Source organism: Kluyvera intermedia, from assembly GCF_034424175.1.
GTDB classification, from domain to species: domain Bacteria; phylum Pseudomonadota; class Gammaproteobacteria; order Enterobacterales; family Enterobacteriaceae; genus Kluyvera; species Kluyvera intermedia.
This window is the reverse complement of record NZ_CP139986.1, coordinates 2,560,884-2,582,640: the sequence shown is the minus strand read 5'-3', so window position 1 is coordinate 2,582,640 and position 21,757 is coordinate 2,560,884. Positions and strand designations below refer to the sequence as shown.

22 protein-coding genes are annotated in these 21,757 nt (G+C 52.2%); 5 read left to right on the top strand and 17 right to left on the bottom strand.

The genetic code is table 11. The annotated features are described in order from the left end of the window. Positions 1-45 precede the first annotated feature (45 nt). The 3 genes from pdxH to pdxY all read left to right on the top strand — a co-directional run bounded on the left by pdxH (position 46) and on the right by pdxY (position 3,027). Positions 46-702, top strand: coding sequence for a pyridoxamine 5'-phosphate oxidase (gene pdxH, locus U0026_RS12460; protein ID WP_062776805.1), 657 nt, complete (start codon positions 46-48; stop codon positions 700-702). A gap of 125 nt (positions 703-827) precedes the next feature. Further along, a complete protein-coding gene (tyrS, locus tag U0026_RS12455; protein ID WP_062776807.1) occupies positions 828-2,102 on the top strand; it encodes a tyrosine--tRNA ligase in 1,275 nt (424 codons plus the stop codon). Positions 2,103-2,166: 64 nt separating this feature from the next. Then, the gene (gene pdxY / locus U0026_RS12450; RefSeq protein WP_062776809.1) at positions 2,167-3,027 is read left to right on the top strand and encodes a pyridoxal kinase PdxY; all 861 of its coding nucleotides are present in this window, start codon (positions 2,167-2,169) and stop codon (positions 3,025-3,027) included. 146 nt (positions 3,028-3,173) lie between these two features. Here pdxY and gstA read toward each other — a convergent pair whose 3' ends face one another. From gstA to blr, 13 genes are all read right to left on the bottom strand, one after another. Further along, complete coding sequence (gene gstA / locus U0026_RS12445; RefSeq protein ID WP_062776811.1) at positions 3,174-3,779, bottom strand: glutathione transferase GstA; 606 nt, start codon at positions 3,777-3,779, stop codon at positions 3,174-3,176. A 147-nt stretch (positions 3,780-3,926) separates the two neighbouring features. Next, positions 3,927-5,432 (bottom strand): dipeptide/tripeptide permease DtpA, encoded by a 1,506-nt coding sequence (gene dtpA / locus U0026_RS12440; protein ID WP_062776813.1) that lies wholly within the window; start codon positions 5,430-5,432, stop codon positions 3,927-3,929. A 593-nt stretch (positions 5,433-6,025) separates the two neighbouring features. After that, positions 6,026-6,661, bottom strand: a complete 636-nt coding sequence (gene nth / locus U0026_RS12435; protein WP_062776815.1) for an endonuclease III — start codon at positions 6,659-6,661, stop codon at positions 6,026-6,028. Then, positions 6,661-7,356 (bottom strand): electron transport complex subunit E, encoded by a 696-nt coding sequence (locus U0026_RS12430; protein ID WP_062776817.1) that lies wholly within the window; start codon positions 7,354-7,356, stop codon positions 6,661-6,663. Before U0026_RS12430 ends, nth begins: the two co-directional genes overlap by 1 nt. Before the next feature lie 3 nt (positions 7,357-7,359). Beyond that, entirely contained in the window at positions 7,360-7,980 is a 621-nt protein-coding gene (rsxG, locus tag U0026_RS12425) for an electron transport complex subunit RsxG (RefSeq protein WP_062776819.1), read from the bottom strand. Between the two features lie 9 nt (positions 7,981-7,989). Beyond that, positions 7,990-9,042 carry an electron transport complex subunit RsxD gene (rsxD, locus tag U0026_RS12420; protein ID WP_062776821.1) on the bottom strand — a complete coding sequence of 351 codons (1,053 nt, stop codon included), beginning with the start codon at positions 9,040-9,042 and terminating at the stop codon, positions 7,990-7,992. Next, a complete protein-coding gene (gene rsxC / locus U0026_RS12415) occupies positions 9,043-11,172 on the bottom strand; it encodes an electron transport complex subunit RsxC (protein WP_062776823.1) in 2,130 nt (709 codons plus the stop codon). After that, the gene (rsxB, locus tag U0026_RS12410) at positions 11,165-11,740 is read right to left on the bottom strand and encodes an electron transport complex subunit RsxB (RefSeq protein WP_062776825.1); all 576 of its coding nucleotides are present in this window, start codon (positions 11,738-11,740) and stop codon (positions 11,165-11,167) included. Before rsxB ends, rsxC begins: the two co-directional genes overlap by 8 nt. Further along, positions 11,740-12,321: an electron transport complex subunit RsxA gene (gene rsxA, locus U0026_RS12405; protein WP_062776827.1), complete on the bottom strand. Its 582-nt coding sequence runs from the start codon at positions 12,319-12,321 to the stop codon at positions 11,740-11,742. Before rsxA ends, rsxB begins: the two co-directional genes overlap by 1 nt. A gap of 77 nt (positions 12,322-12,398) precedes the next feature. After that, positions 12,399-12,839 (bottom strand): DUF2569 domain-containing protein, encoded by a 441-nt coding sequence (locus tag U0026_RS12400; RefSeq protein ID WP_062776829.1) that lies wholly within the window; start codon positions 12,837-12,839, stop codon positions 12,399-12,401. 82 nt (positions 12,840-12,921) lie between these two features. Beyond that, entirely contained in the window at positions 12,922-13,137 is a 216-nt protein-coding gene (ydgT, locus tag U0026_RS12395; protein WP_062776831.1) for a transcription modulator YdgT, read from the bottom strand. Positions 13,138-13,412: 275 nt separating this feature from the next. Next, positions 13,413-14,783: a GH1 family beta-glucosidase gene (locus tag U0026_RS12390; protein ID WP_062776833.1), complete on the bottom strand. Its 1,371-nt coding sequence runs from the start codon at positions 14,781-14,783 to the stop codon at positions 13,413-13,415. Between the two features lie 117 nt (positions 14,784-14,900). Beyond that, a complete protein-coding gene (blr, locus tag U0026_RS12385; protein WP_062776835.1) occupies positions 14,901-15,044 on the bottom strand; it encodes a division septum protein Blr in 144 nt (47 codons plus the stop codon). A 235-nt stretch (positions 15,045-15,279) separates the two neighbouring features. Between blr and U0026_RS12380 the strand changes: the two genes are divergently transcribed. Continuing rightward, complete coding sequence (locus tag U0026_RS12380; protein WP_062776837.1) at positions 15,280-16,320, top strand: oxidoreductase; 1,041 nt, start codon at positions 15,280-15,282, stop codon at positions 16,318-16,320. A 182-nt stretch (positions 16,321-16,502) separates the two neighbouring features. Here the strand turns inward: U0026_RS12380 and add are convergent, their stop codons facing one another. Then, a complete protein-coding gene (gene add / locus U0026_RS12375; RefSeq protein WP_062776839.1) occupies positions 16,503-17,504 on the bottom strand; it encodes an adenosine deaminase in 1,002 nt (333 codons plus the stop codon). Between the two features lie 140 nt (positions 17,505-17,644). On the opposite strand from add, the gene U0026_RS12370 reads away from it, so the two are divergent. Then, positions 17,645-18,121: a GNAT family N-acetyltransferase gene (locus U0026_RS12370; RefSeq protein ID WP_062776841.1), complete on the top strand. Its 477-nt coding sequence runs from the start codon at positions 17,645-17,647 to the stop codon at positions 18,119-18,121. A 9-nt stretch (positions 18,122-18,130) separates the two neighbouring features. Here the strand turns inward: U0026_RS12370 and U0026_RS12365 are convergent, their stop codons facing one another. From U0026_RS12365 to malX, 3 genes are all read right to left on the bottom strand, one after another. Next, positions 18,131-18,460, bottom strand: a complete 330-nt coding sequence (locus U0026_RS12365; protein WP_062776843.1) for a Csu type fimbrial protein — start codon at positions 18,458-18,460, stop codon at positions 18,131-18,133. 341 nt (positions 18,461-18,801) lie between these two features. Further along, positions 18,802-19,974, bottom strand: coding sequence for a MalY/PatB family protein (locus U0026_RS12360; protein WP_062776845.1), 1,173 nt, complete (start codon positions 19,972-19,974; stop codon positions 18,802-18,804). 65 nt (positions 19,975-20,039) lie between these two features. Beyond that, on the bottom strand, positions 20,040-21,632 hold the full coding sequence (malX, locus tag U0026_RS12355) for a maltose/glucose-specific PTS transporter subunit IIBC (protein ID WP_062776847.1): 1,593 nt from the start codon (positions 21,630-21,632) through the stop codon (positions 20,040-20,042). Between the last annotated feature and the right edge of the window lie 125 nt (positions 21,633-21,757).

The window sequence follows — 21,757 nt, the reverse complement described above, 5'->3', positions numbered from 1 at the left end:
GGCGGCGCACAATAACGCCACCTACTGACTACCTTCAAAAACGCCATGTCTGATAACGACGATCTGCAGCAAATCGCGCATCTGCGCCGAGAGTACACCCGTGGCGGCCTGCGTCGCCACGATCTTCCCGCCGAACCTCTGCCGCTTTTTGAACGCTGGCTTGCCCAAGCCTGTGAAGCTAGATTAGCTGACCCAACGGCAATGGTTGTGGCCACGGTTGATGAAAACGGTCAGCCATACCAGCGTATTGTCTTGCTCAAACATTATGATGAGAAAGGTTTGGTGTTCTACACCAACCTCGGTAGCCGCAAGGCGCATCAGCTTGAACAAAATCCGCAAATCAGCCTGCTGTTTCCCTGGCATATGCTGGACAGGCAGGTGATGGTGATTGGTAAAGCAGAACGTCTTTCGACCCTTGAAGTGATGAAATATTTCCACAGCCGTCCTCGCGACAGCCAGATCGGTGCCTGGGTTTCCAAACAATCCAGCCGCATTTCTGCCCGTGGGATCCTCGAAAGCAAATTCCTCGAACTGAAACAGAAATTCCAGCAAGGTGATGTGCCGCTGCCGAGTTTCTGGGGCGGTTTTCGCGTCACCGTGGAACAGATGGAATTCTGGCAGGGCGGTGAACACCGTCTACACGATCGTTTTTTGTACCAACGTGAAGCCGACGCCTGGAAAATCGACCGACTGGCGCCATAAAGGACTAAATTTGTTGTTTTAAGCGCTAGCGCTGAGTGCGCCAGCGCTTTATTCTATATAGCTTTCGCGTCTGGCGAAAAGTCGTGTACCGGCAAAGGTGCAGTCGGATAGAGATGGAGAATTTGATGGCAAGCAGTAACTTGATTAAACAACTGCAAGAGCGGGGGCTAGTCGCCCAGGTAACGGACGAGGTAGCGTTAGCAGAGAGACTGGCGCAAGGCCCGATCGCGCTCTATTGCGGCTTCGATCCTACCGCTGACAGCTTGCATTTGGGGCATCTTGTTCCTTTGTTATGCCTGAAACGCTTCCAGGAGGCAGGGCATAAACCTGTGGCACTGGTTGGCGGTGCAACGGGTCTGATTGGCGACCCTAGCTTTAAAGCCGCCGAGCGTAAACTGAACACCGAAGATACCGTGCAGGAATGGGTCGCAAAAATCCGTAAACAGGTTGCACCGTTCCTCGACTTCGACTGTGGCGACAACTCGGCCATTGCCGCGAATAACTATGACTGGTTTGGCGGCATGAATGTGCTGACTTTCCTGCGTGATATCGGCAAGCATTTCTCTGTTAACCAGATGATCAACAAAGAAGCGGTGAAGCAGCGTTTGAACCGTGATGATCAGGGGATCTCATTTACCGAGTTTTCCTACAACCTGTTACAGGGTTATGATTTTGCTTGCCTGAACGAGCTGCACGGCGTGGCGCTGCAGATTGGCGGTTCTGACCAGTGGGGCAACATCACCTCAGGTATCGACCTGACCCGTCGCCTGCATCAAAACCAGGTCTTCGGTCTGACCGTTCCGCTGATCACCAAAGCTGACGGCACCAAATTCGGTAAAACTGAAGGTGGCGCGGTGTGGCTCGATCCGAAGAAAACCAGCCCGTACAAATTCTACCAGTTCTGGATTAACACCGCTGACGCTGATGTTTACCGCTTCCTGAAGTTCTTCACCTTTATGGACATTGCCGAGATCAATGCACTGGAAGAAGAAGACAAAACTAGCGGCAAAGCGCCTCGCGCCCAGTATGTTCTGGCTGAAACGGTGACCCGTCTGGTGCACGGTGAAGAAGGTCTGGTGGCGGCAAAACGCATTACCGACAGCCTGTTTAGTGGTTCTCTTAACGCACTTAGCGAAGCGGACTTCGAACAGCTGGCGCAAGATGGTGTGCCAATGGTTGAGATGGAAAAAGGTGCTGATCTGATGCAGGCGCTGGTGGACTCCGAGCTTCAGCCATCCCGTGGTCAGGCACGCAAAACTATCGCGTCTAACGCGGTGACCATCAACGGCGAAAAGCAAGCTGACCCAGAATACGTCTTTAACGAGAATGACATTCTGTTCGGTCGCTACACGTTGCTTCGTCGTGGTAAGAAAAATTACTGTTTGATCTGCTGGAAGTAATCTTCCAAAACAGGGGGGCGTGGGAAACTACGCCCCCTTCTTTTTTGTCGTCTGAGTAGAACGAATGAACAATATCCTCGCCATTCAATCCCACGTTGTTTTCGGTCATGCGGGCAACAGTGCCGCTGAGTTTCCTATGCGTCGTCTTGGCGCGAATGTTTGGCCCTTAAATACCGTACAATTCTCAAATCATACGCAGTACGGGAAGTGGACGGGTTGTGTGATGCCGCCAGCGCACCTGACGGAGATCGTACAGGGTATTGCGGAAATAGACCAGTTATCGCGTTGTAGCGCCGTACTGAGTGGTTATCTGGGCTCGGCTGAACAGGGTGAGCATATTCTCGGTATTGTTCGTCAGGTGAAAGCGGCGAACCCACAGGCGAAGTATTTCTGCGATCCGGTCATGGGTCATCCGGAAAAGGGCTGTATCGTTGCTCCAGGCGTAGCGGAATTTCACAAGCGCTATGCGCTGCCGGCAAGCGACATTATTGCCCCGAATCTGATTGAGCTGGAAATGCTCTCTGACCGCCAGATTAACGATGTGGCGGGTGCCGTTGACGCTGCCCGCGAACTTATTGCGCTTGGCCCGGAAATTGTGTTGGTTAAACATCTGGCGCGTGCGGGTTATAGCCTGGACCGTTTTGAAATGCTGTTGGTGACGGCCGATGAAGCCTGGCATATCAGCCGCCCGCTGATTGATTTTGGCGCACGACATCCGGTTGGTGTGGGCGATGTGACTAGCGGTTTGTTGTTGGTGAAGCTGCTGCAAGGCGCGACCCTACGTGATGCGCTAGAGCATGTGACCGCTGCGGTTTACGAAATTATGGTCACGACAAAAGAGATGGGCGAGTACGAGTTGCAGGTCGTTGCCGCACAGGATCGTATTGCGAAGCCGGTGCATGTATTTAGCGCAACATTGTTATAATTAACCTGCGCTTCCCGTCGTCGCATTCGCTCGGACGGAACAGGCGGCGAACCACCCCCGAGAGCGGCGTAAACACCTTGCCCGGGCTACATAAAATTGTAGCCCGGGCCCGAGCGCAGCGACGCCGGGGAATCACGAATCTGCGGCTATTTCAGGCCTTCAGCCGCGAGAGCTGCCGCGACGGCAGGACGCGCTGCAACACGAGCCATATAGTCCGCTATATGCTTATATCCCGCCATATCCAGCTTCACAGCAAATGCCCAGCGTAGCACGGTAAACAGGTACGCATCCGCAATGGTGAAGCGTGAGCCGCTAATCCACTCGGCGTTTGCCAGAGACTCATCAATAAAGGCCAGCTTCTTATCTAAAAGAGCCCGCACCGTGGGTTTGTACTCTTCCGGCGTGTCCGGGCGGAACAATGGCGTAAAGCCTTTGTGCAGTTCGGTGGCGATAAAATTCAGCCATTCAAGAGTCTTATAGCGGTTGATGCTGCCTACCGGTGCCAGCAACTGACGATCGGCTACGCCATCCGCGAGATATTGCATGATAGCCACGCCTTCGGTCAGCAGCGTGTTATCGTCCAGCAACAGTGCAGGAACCTGGCCTTTCGGATTCACCTTCAGAAAGTCGTCACCGTTTTCCATACGTTTTTGCATCAGGTCGACGCCAATCAGCGAAAAATCCTTTCCGCTTTCCCGTAAGGTGATGTGCGATGCCAGGGAACACGCGCCGGGTTTGTAGAACAATTTCATGGGTAACTCCTTCAGACTTTGATTATTTTTGTGGTCCATCAGCAGAAGGGCGGCTGGGGGATATCAACGTATGTTAGTGCCTGCGCCAATAAAAAAAAAGCCGCTAACAGAAGTTAGCGGCCCAAAAATTTATGTTTCCCGATGACATTACACGGAGGCGGCTTTACCGTCCGCAGCAGGTGTAGGATCGTCCTGCGTCATGCGGTTTAGTTTTGGTGCAGTCAACAACATCAGCACCGCGACAACGGCAGTGGCGACACCAATCTGCATGAATACGCGGCTATAGACTTCCAGAGACATCACCGGATCGGTGACGTTTTCCGGTACCGCCATCATACCCGCGACATAACCACCAATGAGGTTTGCGCCTGCGGTAGTCAGGAACCAGCTACCCATGATGAAGCCCATCAGGCGCTGTGGAACCAATTGAGCCACCATCGCCAGACCCAAGCCGGAGATCATAAGTTCACCAATACTCTGCAGAGCGTAGCAGATGATAAGCCAGTTCACGGAGACGATACCTGCATCAGTCGCGAATTTTGCGCCCAGCGGCAGCACCAGGAATGCACCGGAGCACAACACCATACCGGCAGCAAACTTGGTTGGCATTGGCAGCGTGTCGCCCATCTTGTTGTAGATTGCGGCTAAAATCGGGCTACCGATGATAATCCAGAATGGGTTCAGCGCCTGATACTGTTCAGGCTCGAACGCGATACCCAGGATAGAGTGCTCAACGTTACGAATGGCGAAGAAGTTCAGCGATGTTGGCATCTGGCTGTACAGCACGAAGAAGATAATCGCTTCCAGCATCAGAATGAAGGCAACAATCATCTTACGACGAGCCGCACCCTGCATTGCAAACGCTTCTTTACCGAAGATAAAGACGATACCCAGGGCAATAACGCCCAGAACCATACGTGCGACGTCCTGGTGGTGCAGCAGCCAGGTCGCGATAACGACCAGGATAACGACACCGATGATGGTCAGCAGCAGGTTACGGAAATTGATCGGCTCGAAGTCAGGTTTTGAACCGTACTGTTTAACCCAACGCTGGCAGAAAGCGAAGTTCACAACGGTAATCAACATCCCTACAACGCTCAGCGCAAACGCAACGCTCCAGCCGTATTTTGCGGCGAGCCATGGTGTTGCTAGCATAGAGAAGAACGAACCAATGTTGACGGACATATAGTACATGGTAAATGCACCGTCCAGACGCGGGTCGTCTTTGGAATAGCAGGTCGAGAGCAGGGAAGACGGGTTAGCTTTGAACAGACCGTTACCCACGGCGATAGTCGCCATACCCATATAAACGATAGCGGCGTCGTGACCAGACCAGGCGACCAGCGCATAACCGATTGCCAGTACAACGGCACCCAGCATAATCACACGTTTCGTACCCAGCACTTTATCGCCCAGCCAGCCGCCGATAGCGACCAGGCCGTAAACTAATGCACTGAAGGAAGAGAACAGGGTGATGGAATCTGCTTCAGACATCCCCAGCTGTTTAACCAGGTAAACGGCCATAATGCCTTGCAGGCCGTAGAAGCCAAAACGTTCCCATAACTCGATAGAGAAGATGAGATAGAACGCTTTAGGTTGTTTGAAGGCGTTTAAACTTACGCTTTCTGTTGGTTTATTGTTTGCAGTAGACACATATACCTCTTATTTACATCCCATCTTAATGGGGGGTGTACTGGGTGGAGTGCTCGTTTTGGCATCCACCTTATAGTTATTCTGGAGGGAAACGGGAAGTAATGTTCACTATCCTGCGCTTTCAGACAAGTGCTTTGTAATACTCCGTTACAAATAAAAAGACTGGTACAATCGACCAGCATTCTAATTGTTATTTAGCGTTAAATTTCATGCTTTAAAAATTGACGGTTTTTTATTCTAAAAAATGGGGGCGAAAAGGGCGCTGTAACCATATCTTCTGCTAATCTCGCTTATATGTAGTGATATAGGCTGGATTCTGAAAAATTGCTGGATGATCATCTTGTGCTGTGGTGGCGTTTCATTGTAATGGTGTCGGTGATTTGACCGTAAAGAAACATAAATGCAACATTGTGTTACTTTCATGATCTTGTCAGCGATTGTATAGAAATTTTCGCGTGCGATGACATGTTTAACCTATATAAACGTTATATAGGCGTGATAAATGCCAAATACTGAATAATTATATGGGATTTAAGAGGGCTTAAGCATTGATGGCGTGGCGGTGAGCGACTTGCCACACCGCAAATCATAGTCTATATGTCGACCTTCTCTTTGAATTCACAAAGATCTTCGATAATGCATGACCCGCAGCGAGGCTTACGTGCGATGCAGGTGTAGCGTCCATGCAGAATCAGCCAATGGTGACAGTCCACCTTAAATTCAGCGGGTACCACCTTCAGCAGCTTCTCTTCAACCTGCTCGACGTTCTTGCCGGGGGCGAAATTTGTGCGATTGCAAACGCGGAAGATATGGGTATCGACGGCAATGGTCGGCCAGCCGAACGCGGTATTAAGCACCACGTTGGCGGTTTTGCGGCCCACGCCAGGAAGTGCTTCCAGTGCCGCACGGTCTTCTGGTACTTCACCGCCATGCAGGTCAAGCAACAGGCGGCAGGTTTTGATGACGTTCTCAGCCTTGCCGTTAAACAGGCCAATGGTCTTGATGTAATTTTTAACCCCATCCACGCCCAGATCCAGCATCGACTGTGGCGTATTCGCCACCGGATAGAGTTTCGCCGTCGCCTTATTGACGCTTACGTCGGTGGCTTGCGCTGAAAGCAGGACGGCAATCAACAGCTCAAACGGAGAGGTGAAATTTAGCTCCGTCGTGGGATGCGGATTGTTATCACGCAGACGGGTTAAAATTTCCAGACGTTTTTGTTTATTCATTACGCTTTCTCTGCCGTATCAACGCCGACGTTTTCCGCAGCCACCGCCTGAGCACGGTGCTGTTTCGTGCGTTCATCAATCAGATACTTGATGGCCAGCAGCATGCCAAGGCCGATAAAAGCGCCCGGTGGCAGCATCGCCAACAGGAACGGGGTATCGGTATGGAAAAGTTCGATACGCAGCGATTTCGCCCAACTTCCGAGTAAACCGTCGGCTCCATCGAACAACGTTCCGTTGCCTAATAATTCGCGGATAGAACCCAGGACGAACATGGTGCAGGTTGCCCCCATGCCGATAGCAAAGCCGTCCAGCGCTGAGAACGCTGGGCCTTTTTGGGCGGCAAACGCTTCAGCACGTCCGACGACGATGCAGTTGGTCACGATAAGCGGAATAAAGATCCCAAGTGATTGATAAAGCCCGAATGCGTAAGCGTTAATCAGCATCTGTACGGCGCTGACCACCGAGGCGATGATCATCACGTAAATCGGGATTCGGATCTCCGCAGGTGTCCAGCGGCGCAAACTTGAGATTGCTAGGTTGGTTAGCGTCAGTACCAGCGTGGTGGCCAATCCTAGCCCCAGGGCGTTGGTGGCGGTGGAGGTTACCGCTAATAGCGGGCACATCCCTAACAGCTGTACCAGCGCCGAGTTATTTTTCCAGAGTCCCTGGACAATAACCTCTTTTACCTCGCTCATGATTTACTCTCCACAGGCTTGCAGTTGTGAAAGTTGATTTGGCAACGTTTCGGCATACAGTCCGGCACGCTTAACGGCGTTAACCACCGCGCGCGGGGTAATTGTGGCGCCCGTAAACTGGTCAAACTGACCGCCGTCTTTTTTAACTGCCCACTGGCTATCATTTGCGTCACTAATTTTCTTACCCGCAAAGAAGGTTATCCAGTCCGACAAACGAAGTTCGATTTTATCACCCAGACCGGGTGTTTCATGGTGTTCGGTCACGCGGGTTCCGAGCACGGTGCCAGTGAAATCGGCACCGACCAAAAGCTGAATGGCACCAGAGTAGCCGTCGGGTGCGGTGGCTTCCAGTACGGCGGCAACGGGTTTATCGTCCATCCGGGCGATATATACCTTGTGTGGGCCTTTACCCAACTCAGGGGCGTTGACCACAAAACAGCTTTTCAGCAGTGCATTATTATAGCTGTCAGCGGGGATAACCTGCTGGAACAGCGCATTTTGTTGCTTTTCCGCCTGCTCGTCGATGGTGTGCTTTGTTAACTGGTTAATTGCCGCTGTCAGCCCGGTTGAGCCTGCGGCAAACAGCGCCAGCGTGACACCGTGTTTACGCATGGTTTGTAGCATGCTCGCTCCTTAGCGGTGTCCGTATGCGCGTGGGCGCGTGTAGTAATCAATCAGCGGCACAGTGATATTTGCCAGCAAAACGGCAAATGCCACGCCATCCGGATAGCCGCCAAAGCTACGAATCAGCCAGACCAGCAGGCCAGCCAGAGCGCCGAAAATCAGGCGTCCGCGATTGGTCGTCGAGGCGGTGACGGGATCGGTAAGAATAAAGAACGCCCCGAGCATCGTTGCGCCGGACAAGAGATGCATCTGTGGTGACGCGACGTTTTCCGGGTGCAGCAGCCAACCCAGCGTTGAACACACGGCAAGACTTATCAGGAAGCTAACGGGGATATGCCAGCGGATGGCTTTTTGCCAAAGCAGGAACAGTCCGCCAACTAAATAGGCGATATTGACCCACTGCCAGCCGATTCCCGCCAGTGCGCCGTGGTAGATACTGGCGCTGAGAATATTGTCGACCGACTGCCCGGCGTGGCGCGAGGTTTTAAAAGTATCAAGCGGCGTAGCCTGGCTGATGCCATCGATCCCTAGCTTCAGCGCATTCATGTCCGGACCCGCAGCGGTGTGGCCGGTGAAAATCATTTGCACCGCATCCATCAATCCCGGAGTGGTCGCGGCGATATCGTGCGGTGGCAGCCATGATGTCATTTGTACCGGGAAAGAGATAAGCAAGACGACATAACCAATCATCGCTGGGTTGAATGGGTTGTGACCCAAACCGCCGTACAATTGTTTCGCAATGATCACCGCGAAAACGGTGCCGAGCACCACCATCCACCAAGGGGCAAACGGCGGAATACTGATAGCCAGCAGCAAACCGGTCAGCAGGGCGGAATTATCCGCGAGCGTCTGCCTGACGTTCTGTTTACGCAGGCGGAGCACCAGAGACTCGGCAAGACAGGCGGTCACAATGGCCAGAATAAGCTGAATAAAGGTTCCCCAGCCGAAAAACCAGCTCTGTACCAGGATACCTGGCAGGGCGGCAATCACCACCAACATCATGATACGTGAAGTTTGGCGGTGGTTGTGGGTGTAAGGGGAACTTGCGATTTTGAAAACCATTTAATCCTCGTTAACGGCCTGAGCGGCTTTCCTGGCTTGAGCACGGGCAATCGCCGCCGCGACGGCCGCTTTGCGTGGGGCGTCGTTGGCGGCAGGTTCATTGATATCTTGCGGTACCGATTTACGTGCCTTAGCGCGAGCGATAGCGGCTTCGACGGCGGCTTTGCGCGGGTCGATGGTTTCCACTTCCACTGGCGAGACCTCTGACGAAGACTGTTCAGCTTTACGCGCTTTAGCGCGAGCGATAGCAGCTTCGACGGCGGCTTTACGCGGGTCGATAGTTTCCATGTCGGTAGACGCAACCTCTGGCGAAGACTGTTCTGCTTTACGCGCTTTAGCGCGAGCGATAGCGGCTTCGACGGCGGCTTTACGCGGGTCGATGGTTTCCACGTCGGTAGACGCAACCTCTGACGAAGACTGTTCAGCTTTACGCGCCTTAGCGCGAGCGATAGCGGCCTCGACAGCCGCTTTACGGGGATCAGTACCGCTTTCGGCCGGTTGCTGTTTTTCTGCCTGCGCGGCACGAGCCTGGGCTTTGCGGGCCTCACGCGCCGCGGCAACCGCGCTGTTATCCGGGCGTGCGCCAGATTGAATGACAATCGGCTGTGTCGCCTGCTGCTGTTTATCCTTCACGCGCGCCAGGGCGGCATGAATCGCATCTTGATCTTTCGCCGCAGGTTGAACCGCAGCCTTCTTATGCCGCTCTTCTCGCGCCGCTTTCTCACGCTCAAGGCGCAGTTGACGAGCCTCGAAACGCGCTTTGGCTTCAGTTGCCCGCTGTTCTTCGAGGCGAATTTCGTGAATCTCGGCTTTCTCTTCGCGGAAATACTGCACCAGCGGAATGCTGCTTGGACATACCCACGCGCAGGCGCCGCATTCAATGCAGTCGGCGAGATTATGCGCCGTGGCTTTGTCGTGCTGTTGGCCTTTACTAAACCAGTACAACTGCTGAGGCAGAAGATCGGCTGGGCAGGCATCGGCGCAGGCGCTACAGCGAATGCACCCTTTTTCCTCTTCAGGCTCGCCCATTTCTGATAGTGACGGTGCCAGCAGACAGTTGGTGATTTTAACCACCGGTACGTACAGCCAGGGCAGGGTGAAGCCCATTAATGGACCGCCCATAATCACCATCTGTTCACTGGATGGACAAAAATCAGCCTGCGTTAACAGGTGCTGTACCGGTGTGCCAAGACGCGCCCAGACATTTCCCGGCTGGCCGATGGATTCGCCTGTCAGGGTGACGACGCGCTCGGTTAGCGGTTCGCCGTCGACGATTGCTCGTTTCACCGCATAAGCTGTACCCACGTTTTGCATGAGGACGCCGATATCCGATGAACGTCCGCCATGCGGAACCTGTTTACCGGTAAGTATTTGCGTCAGCTGTTTTGCGCCGCCGGACGGATATTTCGTTGGAATAACGCGCAGGTGAATATTATGGCAGCCTGCCAGTACCGCACGCATCATCGAGATGGCCTGCGGTTTATTATCCTCAATACCAATCAGCACCTGCTGAGGTTGCAGGATATGCGCGAGGATTTGGATCCCTTCAAGGATTTGCGCCGCACAGTCCTGCATCAGACGATCGTCTGCGGTGATATACGGCTCACACTCGGCGGCGTTGATAATCAAGGTGTCAATTTTGTCGCCGCCGCCGCGTAGTTTTACGCCGGTCGGGAAACCCGCGCCGCCTAAACCGGCAACGCCAAACTGATGAATACGCTCAATCAGTGCTTCACGGCTGTGATTTTTATAATCGGCCCAGCCTTCGCGAGTAATCCAAGTGTCTTCACCATCCGCATCAATAATCACGCTCATTTCTGGCAGTGCGGAAGGGTGAGCGGTTGCGTGTGGTGCAATGGCGGTAACGGTACCGGATGTTGGTGCATGAACCGGCAGCATTTTTCCCCAACCGCGTGTTAACGGCTGGCCGCGGAGTACACGATCGCCAGGCTGAACGTTGAGTTCACCTTCGGCACCAATATGCTGTTTCAGCGGAATAACAAAACGTTGAGCGAGCGGTAGTTGACGCAATGGCGTGCCATTAGACTGCGTTTTCATTTCCGGTGGATGAATCCCACCGTCGAAATCCCAGACTTTGTCTTTTCTGAACGCGGAAAATAACTTAAACATGGTGTTCCACAGGAATAATTCGTACCGGGATGGTTTGCAAATCCCATTTCCAGCTGTCGGTGGTCGTTTCTACCGGACGCATGTCGATGCACTGTGTTGGGCAAGGCGCTACGCAAAGGTTACAGCCAGTACACAGGTCGCTCACGACGGTATGCATGGCGCGTGTTGCGCCAATAATGGCATCCACAGGGCAGGCCTGAATGCATTTAGTACAACCAATACAGTTGGCTTCATCAATCACCGCCAGCATCCGTACCGGCTCCGCTGCGGCTTCATCTGCGCCGATGGGTTGCGGATCAACGTTTAATAATTCGGCAATTTTGAGCATGACCGCTTCGCCACCAGGGGCGCAGCAGTTAATTTTTTCGCCGTTGCTGACGGCTTCGGCGTAGGGGCGACAGCCCGGATAGCCGCATTGACCACACTGGCTTTGCGGTAACAATTCATCAATTTTTTCGACAACCGGGTCGTCCTCAACGGCAAATCGACGTGAGGCGTATCCGAGAATGACGCCAAAAATCAGCCCCAACAGGCTGATTGCAGCGACAGCAATCCAAAAGGTCATCATTACAACTTCACCAACCCGCTAAAGCCCATAAAGGCCAACGACATTAAACCTGCGGTGATCAAGGCAATCGCATTTCCTTTAAAAGGCGCTGGCACATTGGATACAACCAGACGTTCGCGGATAGAAGCGAAAAGCACCATCACCAGCGAGAAACCGACAGCGGCGGAGAAACCATACAGGGCCGATTGCAGGAAGTTGTGACCAAGGTTGATGTTCAGCAGCGCTACGCCCAAAACGGCACAGTTGGTGGTAATCAGCGGCAGGAAAATTCCCAGCAGACGGTACAGCGCCGGGCTGGTTTTACGCACCACCATTTCGGTGAACTGTACTACCACGGCGATGACAAGGATAAAGGCCAGCGTCCGCAGGTAGATTAAATCCAGCGGGATAAGGATCCAGTTATCGATAAGCCAGGCACAAATAGAGGCGAGGGTCATCACAAATGTCGTTGCCAGGCCCATTCCCATGGCCGTTTCCAGTTTTTTGGAAACGCCCATAAAAGGGCATAGCCCCAAGAACTTCACCAGAACGAAGTTGTTTACCAGAACCGTACCGATAAAGAGCAATAAATAGTCAGCCATCATTCGACCTGTAACAAAAAAAGCGGCCTATTATCTGATAAAGAACATCAAGCGACAACAGGTTAACTGTGGGGTTATTACGTACGCGTAAAGGTCCGTTTTACCCGCGTTGAGCGCTTGAGATAAGGCACGATTAGCGCAGCAGCCAGCAACGGTAACAGCAGCTGACGCACGGCCAGGTCGTCGGCAATAGGCGAGAAAGCGAAGGCTTTTACCGCCAATAGCACACCCACCATAAGCCAAATAATGTAGTGTTTCGGTACCTTACTGCGACGTTTAAAGAACGCAAACGTCAGCCACAGGGTGTAATACCACATGGCAATAAATGAGATAAACGACAGTGCCAACAGGACGATGTTGCTTGTCCCAAGGTCTTTTAGCAGTGAGAGCGTTTGTGGCGCAAACAGTACGGTGGCGAATTTAAATAAGGTCACACTGACGCTTATTAACTGCACAATGAGCCAGGCCAATGGGCCAAGCAACCATCCGCCAATACGTTCAGCAGAATTATCTGACATGGTGTCTCCTGAAAATCAGCGCCAGTAGTGCGATAAAATATAGGGCGAGGAGTATAAGCAACTGGCGCTTGGGAGAAAACCCTTATTGCACAAAACGCCAAACGGATTTTGGTACCTGACCCACATCGTACAACCGACCACCGGAGACCAGCTCAGCGCGACGATGGTCAGCAGCGCGGTACATATTAATGATCTCTTCGTTATTGGTCAGCGAATAGTTAAGGTGGTCATACAGTTTTTCAAGCGTTTCGAGTGAGCTGATTTTGCGAAATTTTAATAAATAATCCAGAACGGTCATTTGAGGGTATCCATTTATAATGTTTAAACCACCGTATCGCGTTTTACAGCCGAGCTGACGCGAGGAAAATAATCCGGTGGTTGCAGTTTTTATGATTTTTGGTATCCATTTTACTTGAGTATTCAGCGACAAGCTAAACCCCAACAAGGATGTCATAGATTATTTGGGTTATACGAATGAATTTCAATAACAGAAAATGTGCTTATTGATTTAGCACCATAATTTGTGCGGTTTAGGCAGGCAGGGCACCGGGCGGCGCCCTGAAAAGGAGATGACTAGCGGTTCTCGCCGCGGCTGGCGATCACTTCTTTATACCAAAAGAAACTTTTCTTCCGTTGGCGAGCAAGATCTTTTTTATGGTCAACATAGACAAAACCGTACTGCTTCTTGTAGCCGTTCAGCCAGCTCAGCAGGTCGATAAACGACCATGGATAATAGCCGCGCACGTCCGCACCCAGTTCAATGGCTTTTTCCAGAGCATCGATATGCATGCGCAGAAAATCAATACGCGGGTCATCTACCACTTCGCCATCAACAATCGGGTCGACAGCACCCAGTCCGTTCTCGGTGATATAGATAGGAATATCGCCGTAACGCTCTTTAACCATCATAATGCCGTCGGTCAGCCCCTGCGGCCAGATTTCCCAGCCCCATTCGGTATAGGTACTTTGTGGATTTCGCACAAAGTAGAACAGGCCATCAACGCCTTGCTCGCCGCTAACTTCCTCAACCGGTGGCTGCGCGGATACCGTTTCCCGACGGTAATAATTCAGACCGATAAAGTCACAACGGCTTGTACGCAAAAGTTGATCATCGCCCGGCGCAAAACGTGGAACACCCCAAAGTGACTGCGACTGCGCTAACAGCTCATCAGGGTAGTGACCTTTTAAAATCGGATCGTAGAACCAGTGAGTGTGGATGGCGTCAGCCAGGTCGCTTGCGGCTTTATCTTCTGCACTGTCCGTCAGAGGCGTGTGTGGTTGCAGCACGTTCACAAAGCCAATTTCGCCGTTAATCTTCATTCCACGGAATGCCTTCACCGCCAGGGCGTGGGCAATAAACACGTGGTGACAGGCCTGAATTGCGCGGGCCGGATTTTTCACTGACGGCGGATGGTTACCGGTGATGTAGCCGTGCCCAATAAACACGATGGTTTCATTGAAAGTGGCCCATTTTTGCACCCGTGAACCAAATCGGGCGTAGCACAGACGCGCATACTCTTCGAACGCTTCCGCCGTTGAGCGTGCCTCCCAGCCACCTTCATCCTGCAGCGCTTGCGGCAGGTCCCAATGATAAAGGGTAATCATCGGCTCAATATTATGGGCAATGAGGTCATCGATTAAATCGCTGTAAAACTTGAGTCCGGCTTCGTTAACTTCACCACGGCCCTCAGGCAGCAGGCGAGGCCAGGAGATAGAGAAACGGTAGCTTTGCAGGCCCATTTCAGCCATCAGTTTTACATCTTCTTTTACGCGATGGTAATGGTCGACGGCGATGTCACCGTTAGTGCCCTGGTAAGTTGTCCCGGGTTGATGAGAGAAAATGTCCCAAATGGACGGCCCTTTGCCGTCTTCATTATATGCACCTTCAACCTGATATGCCGCCGTGGCAGCACCCCAGAGAAAATTTTGGGGAAAAGCAGACATATAACACTCCTTATCTTGATGATAAGGCGAGTGTAAAGAGCAGGCTTACTCTGTGCAACCGGTTTCAGAAACCGGTTGCACAGATGCGATCCGAATCACTTTTTTAGCCCGGAGAGGTTACTTTTTTTGCAGTGATGCCGTCGCGGTAGGTTCCGGTGACTGATAGTTATCGATGTGATGCGCGATAAACAAAAGCAGTACGGAGAAACCCAGAACAACCCAACCAATTAATTCAACAATACGCGTCAATACGGAAGTCATAAAAGTCAGCAAACAGTCCATTGAAAAATAAAGCGAGAGCAAGATCTTAGCGTGCTTATATCACAACGCAAGTTTTCAGCAGAATCGATTCTACAAGCGATGGTTATTTAACCAATAATGGCTTGCGTAGGCCATAATGTTATTAAAGTGTTGTGCCTTGCATTGAGATAAGGTCAAATATGAAATCGATTACAAAATTATTCCAACTGCTTTAAATCAGAAATGAGGCTGTGATATGAGTGACCAAATCCGAGTCGGACTCGTGGGTTATGGCTTTGCCAGTAAGACGTTTCATGCGCCGCTCATCAGCGGGACGCCGGGTATGGAACTGGCTGTGGTTTCCAGTAGCGATGCCAGTAAAGTTCATGCTGACTGGCCGTCGGTGAGCGTGGTGTCCAATCCCAACGCGTTGTTTACCGATCCCAATATTGACCTCATCGTTATCCCGACGCCGAATGACACCCACTTTCCGTTAGCTAAAGCGGCGCTGGAAGCAGGGAAGAATGTGGTCGTCGATAAACCCTTTACGGTGACACTGTCACAAGCGCGCGAGCTGGATACCCTAGCAAAACAGCAGGGCAAATTGCTGTCTGTTTTCCATAACCGCCGCTGGGATAGCGATTTTTTGACCGTTAAGGCGCTGATTAACGAAGGTAAACTCGGTGATGTTGCCTACTTTGAGTCACATTTTGATCGTTACCGTCCGCAGGTACGTGCCCGCTGGCGTGAACTGCCGGGGCTGGGAAGCGGTATCTGGTATGACTTAGGCTCACACCTATTGGATCAGACGGTCAATCTGTTTGGTTTGCCGCAAAGCCTGTCGGTTGATCTGGGGCAGATGCGTCCGGGGGCACAGGCGACGGATTACTTCCACGCTATTCTGACCTATCCACAGCGTCGAGTTGTCCTGCACGGCACGCTATTGGCGGCAGCGGAAACCGCGCGCTACATCGTACACGGCACGCAGGCAAGCTACGTCAAATTCGGCCTGGATCCGCAGGAAGACCGTCTGAAAAGTGGCGAACGTCTGCCGCAGGAAGATTGGGGTTATGACATGCGTGACGGTGTCTTAACCACGGTTGAGGGTGACACTCGTGTAGAAGAGAGTTGGCTGACGCTGCCGGGTAACTATCCGGCGTACTACGCGGGCATTCGTGATGCTTTAAACGGTCTCGGCGAGAACCCGGTACCGGCAGGCCAGGCGATTCAGATCATGGAATTGATTGAGCTGGGTATTGAGTCGGCTAAACATCGTGCGACATTATCGCTGGTGTGAAGTAGAGACGGCGCACACCTGAAACATGTCGGTGTTCGCCGTCAGGGAGTCTTGGCATATCGCCGGATGGCGGCTATGCCTTATCCGGCCTACGCTCAGCGATCGCCCGGAAAATCACCGAACCAAAACGCAGCCCGGGAGAAACGCGACGCGTCGACCCCGGGAACGCTCAAGGCACTCTATTATCTGCGCGACACGCGAGCAGTGAGCGCCTGTTTTTCCGCAGCTGTCAGGAAGGCCATCTCCAGCCCGTTAATCTGCGCCTGACGAATCTGCGCTGTGCTTAAACCCGCTGCCGGGGCGGCAACATGGTATTCGTGTTGAATATCAATGCCCTGAACTGCTGGGTCGTCAGTATTCAAACTTGCCAGAACACCGTGCTCCAGGAAAATTTTCAACGGATGCTGTGCCAGAGAGGCTACGGTGCTGGTTTGAATGTTGGACGTCAGGCACGATTCAATACCGATACGTTTGGCCGCCAGGAAATCCATCAATGCCGGATCCTCGACTGCCTTCACGCCGTGACCAATACGCTCTGCGCCAAGCTCACGAATCGCCTGCCAGATGCTTTCCGGGCCTGCGGCTTCGCCGGCATGAACGGTGATCCGCCAGCCAGCATCTCGTGCGCGGGTGAAGTGGCGCTGGAACAGGTGTCCAGGGAAACCTAATTCATCGCCAGCAAGGTCAAGGGCGGTAATTCCGTCACGGTGCGCCAGAAGTGCATTCAGTTCTTCTTCACAGGCCGCTTCACCGAAGGTACGGCTCATAATCCCAATCAGTCGCGCCTCAACGTTAAACGTTTTACAGCCTTCCTTCACCCCGGCAATCACCGCTTCTACCACGCCGTCTACCGGCAACTGGTGAGCCATGGCCATATAACGAGGCGAGAAACGTAGTTCGACGTAATGCAGGCCGTTACGGGCCGCATCTTCAATATTCTCAAAAGCGACGCGGCGGCAGGCATCCAGAGAAGCCAGCACTTTCACGCCCCAATCGAGCTTACTCAGGAAGCTTACCAGGTCAGGTTCATTGCTGGTGACCTGTACGTGCGGGATCAGGGTATCGAGCGTTGTGGCAGGGAGTGCAAGATTGTACTGGCGACCGAGGTCAAGGATGGTCTGGGCACGGATATTACCGTCGAGATGGCGGTGGACGTCGGTTAAAGGCAGGTTAGTATCAATCATGGTTGCACTCATTTTTTTAGTTAAAGTGCAAACCATTATACAACAGGGTTATAACCAGTTAAAAGTATTGAAAAAAATATGATTATACAAGCATTTGGGGGCACTATGGGGCAATCAATACTCTACATAAGGTGTCAGCGATGATTTCTTTCCGCGCCATGACGGAAAATGAGTTTCCTGCTTATCTGGATTATTTTGCTCAAGATTATGCCGATGAGATCGAATCAAACTACGGGCTCTCACAACCTGATTCTCTGGCAAGAGCAAAACAGGAAATAACAGAATTGCTTGCCGACGGGGTGAATACACATGGGCAGGTTCTTTTGTGTATTATTGCGCACTCAGATGAGGTTAGCACCCATGTTGGTTATCTCTGGTACAAACCCGATACGGCTCTGCGCACGGTTTTTATTTATGATTTCCATATCTTCAACGCCAGCCAGGGACAGGGGCTGGGTAAGCAGTCCCTACGTGCTTTTGAAGAAGTTCTGCGGGATAAAAATTTCAAAGAGATCCGGTTGCGGGTCGCTGGCGATAATACTCGCGCCCAACATATCTATGAAACCAGCGGATTTGGGGTAACGGGTATCAATATGAGTAAATCTATTACGCGCTGAAAAGTGGTTTCAATAGGCGACAGTCAGGGTAACGGTGTCGCTATAGTCTCCCGGCGATGCCTGTGACAGCGCGCGGGCGGTCACTTTGCCGTAGATGGGAATCACTTCGGCAGAACCGGTTCCTGTACCCGGAATCGGCGTGGTTGAGAGCTCGCTTGCCCCTGCGTTGTCGCTATACAGGGCATAGTCCACCTTCTCAGCGGTCGCCGTATTCTTCATCGTGTAGCTATGATCGGAGGTACTGGTGATGTTGAATGGCGTGCCGGAAGAACAGGTGATGATGGTGTTTGCTGAAGCATTAAGCGGGCCGCTATCTCGGGTGTGCGTTCCAAAATCCATATCACTTACGCGAACTTCGCACGATCTCTCCACCGTCAAATGCACTTGAAGATTGGCTGTCGTTGTTTCTGTTTTCTCTGCTAATACGCCAGATGAAACCAAAAGGCTAAACACAGTCAGAAAGACCGCAGTAGTTTGTTGGTGGGAGATTATCATACTTGTTAAATTTTAAATTATCTTCAGGGCCGGGAATGAGGGGGGCAGGATAGTTGCCAGGCGTGATTTTATATTGACTCATGGTGCTATGTCTACGTTATGCGGGTTCCGGTTTCAATGTTCTGTTGTTGAAAACCGATGCTACCAATACTGCGCAACGCCTGGCGACATTGCGCAGATATCCATTAGCGCAGGCTGTTAATCGCCGCAATCAACCGTTCGACGCCAGCCTCAAGCTTCACGCGCGGACAGCCCGCGTTCAGCCGGATAAAACCGTTGCCTTCTTCGCCATAGGTATAACCCGGCATAATGGCGACTTTTTGCTGCTTAATGAGTGTATCCTGCAATGCGCGATCGTAAATATTCAACGGTCGCAAATCAATCCACGCCAGATACGTTGCCTGCGGCATCACCCACTGAAGTTGCGGGAATGCGGCGTTCAATGTCTTTTCGATGTAGCGCATATTGTCCTGCAAATATTGACGTAATGCATCCAGCCAGGATTCTCCGTGTTGATAGGCGGCAATATGCGCAACCAGCGCCGGAACGGACGGCGAAGAGAGGCCATCGCGTCCTTTCAGGGCGTTGAGATACGCATCGCGGTCACCGTTATCTGCAATTAACCCATAGGCACCGGTGAAAGCGGGAATATTGAAGCTTTTCGAACCGGAGGTGAACAGCGCCCATGGCCCTTGCGCCACGTCGCACCACGGGATATGCGTGTGGCCTGCCCACGCCATGTCCATGTGGATTTCATCGCTGATGACCCGCACGTTGTGTTTTGCACACAACGCCGCCATGGTCTGCAACTCTTCTCGCGTCCAAACTTTACCGGTTGGGTTTTGCGGACTACACAGCAGCAACACGCTGTTGTGAGGCTGTGAAAGCGCCGCCTCCAGTTTGGTCATGTCACAGAACCATTGGCCGTCTTGCTTATCAAGCGGGACACCCACAACCTGACGCTGATTCCCTTCAATGGTTTTAAAGAATGCATCATAGGCGGGGGTGTGAACGACAATACCGTCGCCGGGGGCTGACCATTGGCGGATCATCTCGGCAACCATATAAATCACCGATGGCCCATAGACGATGCTGTCAGTGTCAATTGGCGTATGAAAACGTTGAGCATACCAGTGTGCAATGGCGGGCAAAAACTCGTCATTTTTCCAGCGGCTGTAGCCGAAGACACCGTGCGAAAGACGTTTGCTCAAGGCGTCGAGAATGCAGGGCGCGGTGGCGAAGTCCATATCTGAGATGGTAAAGGGCAGCAGGTCAGCGTCGCCAAACCGGTCGGCAACATAATCCCATTGGGTACACCATGTGCCGTGTCGGTCAATCACCGTTGAGAAGTCAAACATGTGAGGAGCCTCAGAAGAGAAGATGGGGACTATTTTGCCCCTGCAATACACAGGGGCAAAGGGTTTTAGGCTTGAACGGTATTCATCAGTACGGACATTTCGTCTTTCACCGACTGCACCTGCGGACCGATGACCACTTGCAGGTTGTGCTGATTAAGCTTCACGACGCCAATGGCGCGGTTGGCTTTCAGGACGGCCTCGTCCACTTTACTCATATCATTGACCGACAGACGCAGACGGGTGATGCAGTTGTCTAAAGAGACAATATTTTCACTTCCGCCCAGCGCCGCTAGAATCGCCGGAACATTATAACCCGACTTACCGGTTACACCGCTGGTGGTGTGTTCAGCCGCTGGTGCGGTATCGATATCGCGACCCGGCGTTTTGATATTAAAGCGGGTAATAGCAAAGCGGAAAATGAGGTAGTAAGCGGCAAACCAAACGGCAGCGACGACGGGTACCATATACCATTTGGTCGACAGGCCATGCAGGATCCCGAAGACCACAAAGTCGATAACGTTGCCGTCGGTGTTACCGATAGTGACACCCAGAATAGCCATCACGGTGAAGCCTAAACCGGTTAACAGCGCATGGATGAGATACAGCACTGGCGCCACGAATAAGAACAGGAATTCCAGCGGCTCGGTGGTGCCACCCACGACGCATGCGATGACACCTGAAATCAGCAGCCCTTTAATTTTATGACGATTTTCAGGACGAGCGCAGTGGTACATTGCCAGCGCTGCACCCGGCAAACCGCCTAGGAATGCAGGCATTTTACCCTGTGACAAGAAGCGTGTAGCGCTTTCAGAGAAACCGTGGGTGGTTGGGCAGCTTAGCTGCGCCTGGAAGATTGTTAAGGCACCGCTTACGCTATGACCGCAGACATCCATGGTGCCACCGGCTTCAGTAAAGCGAATCAGCGCGACCAGAATATGTTGTAAACCAAACGGTAGCAGCAGACGTTCGCCGGTACCGAAGATCATGGGGCCAAAGTCTCCGGCGCTGTTAATAATCCAGCCCAGACCCGTAATCCCCATCGCAAAGACGGGCCAGACCAATGGGATCACCAGACCGACAAGTCCCATGACGACGGTTGTGATAATCGGCACAAAACGGGTGCCGCCAAAGAATGCCAGGGCATCTGGCAGGCGGATGGTGTGGAAACGTTCGTGCAGCATCCAGACGATAATCCCGGCGATAACTGCGCCAAGGATCCCGGTATCAATGGACTGAATACCGATAATATTCTGAATGTTATTGGCTTTCAGGACTGCGGCATCGGTGGTGGGCAGAATACCTTTGGCGGTGAGCCAGAAGTTAACCGCCAGGTTCATTACCGCATAACCGACGAAACCGGAAAAAGCAGCGACGCCTTTGTTGTCTCGTGCCAGACCCAGCGGGATGGCGATACAGAACATCACGGGCAGGAAGCTAAACGCAAAGGAACCGACTTTGCTCATCCAGATAAACAGCGCTTGCAGGAATGGCGTATCCAACCATGGCAGCAGCGTCGTGACGTCGTGACTGCTTAATGAACTGCCGATCCCAAGCATGATCCCGCAAAAGGAAAGCAGGGCAACCGGCAGCATGAACGTTTTGCCCAACTGCTGGAAAAATTCCCAGAGGGTGAGTTTAGGTGCTGTTTTGGCCGTCATCAAACGACTCCTTAATCCTGAAAAATGGGTTTCATTTAATTCTGGGACAGGAAGATAAAACGTTTTACCATTTTTTAGTGAGAAACAAATCACAAAAGCAAGTGATAATACGGTTTATAAAGTAC

Excerpts from the sequence above, each read along its gene's own strand:
- pdxH (WP_062776805.1), top strand. The coding sequence starts at position 46 with ATGTCTGATAACGACGATCTGCAGCAAATCGCGCATCTGCGCCGAGAG.
- tyrS (WP_062776807.1), top strand. The coding sequence starts at position 828 with ATGGCAAGCAGTAACTTGATTAAACAACTGCAAGAGCGGGGGCTAGTC.
- pdxY (WP_062776809.1), top strand. The coding sequence starts at position 2,167 with ATGAACAATATCCTCGCCATTCAATCCCACGTTGTTTTCGGTCATGCG.
- gstA (WP_062776811.1), bottom strand. The coding sequence starts at position 3,779 with ATGAAATTGTTCTACAAACCCGGCGCGTGTTCCCTGGCATCGCACATC.
- nth (WP_062776815.1), bottom strand. The coding sequence starts at position 6,661 with ATGAATAAACAAAAACGTCTGGAAATTTTAACCCGTCTGCGTGATAAC.
- U0026_RS12430 (WP_062776817.1), bottom strand. The coding sequence starts at position 7,356 with ATGAGCGAGGTAAAAGAGGTTATTGTCCAGGGACTCTGGAAAAATAAC.
- rsxG (WP_062776819.1), bottom strand. The coding sequence starts at position 7,980 with ATGCTACAAACCATGCGTAAACACGGTGTCACGCTGGCGCTGTTTGCC.
- rsxD (WP_062776821.1), bottom strand. The coding sequence starts at position 9,042 with ATGGTTTTCAAAATCGCAAGTTCCCCTTACACCCACAACCACCGCCAA.
- rsxC (WP_062776823.1), bottom strand. The coding sequence starts at position 11,172 with ATGTTTAAGTTATTTTCCGCGTTCAGAAAAGACAAAGTCTGGGATTTC.
- rsxB (WP_062776825.1), bottom strand. The coding sequence starts at position 11,740 with ATGATGACCTTTTGGATTGCTGTCGCTGCAATCAGCCTGTTGGGGCTG.
- rsxA (WP_062776827.1), bottom strand. The coding sequence starts at position 12,321 with ATGGCTGACTATTTATTGCTCTTTATCGGTACGGTTCTGGTAAACAAC.
- U0026_RS12400 (WP_062776829.1), bottom strand. The coding sequence starts at position 12,839 with ATGTCAGATAATTCTGCTGAACGTATTGGCGGATGGTTGCTTGGCCCA.
- ydgT (WP_062776831.1), bottom strand. The coding sequence starts at position 13,137 with ATGACCGTTCTGGATTATTTATTAAAATTTCGCAAAATCAGCTCACTC.
- U0026_RS12390 (WP_062776833.1), bottom strand. The coding sequence starts at position 14,783 with ATGTCTGCTTTTCCCCAAAATTTTCTCTGGGGTGCTGCCACGGCGGCA.
- blr (WP_062776835.1), bottom strand. The coding sequence starts at position 15,044 with ATGACTTCCGTATTGACGCGTATTGTTGAATTAATTGGTTGGGTTGTT.
- U0026_RS12380 (WP_062776837.1), top strand. The coding sequence starts at position 15,280 with ATGAGTGACCAAATCCGAGTCGGACTCGTGGGTTATGGCTTTGCCAGT.
- add (WP_062776839.1), bottom strand. The coding sequence starts at position 17,504 with ATGATTGATACTAACCTGCCTTTAACCGACGTCCACCGCCATCTCGAC.
- U0026_RS12370 (WP_062776841.1), top strand. The coding sequence starts at position 17,645 with ATGATTTCTTTCCGCGCCATGACGGAAAATGAGTTTCCTGCTTATCTG.
- U0026_RS12365 (WP_062776843.1), bottom strand. The coding sequence starts at position 18,460 with ATGGATTTTGGAACGCACACCCGAGATAGCGGCCCGCTTAATGCTTCA.
- U0026_RS12360 (WP_062776845.1), bottom strand. The coding sequence starts at position 19,974 with ATGTTTGACTTCTCAACGGTGATTGACCGACACGGCACATGGTGTACC.
- malX (WP_062776847.1), bottom strand. The coding sequence starts at position 21,632 with ATGACGGCCAAAACAGCACCTAAACTCACCCTCTGGGAATTTTTCCAG.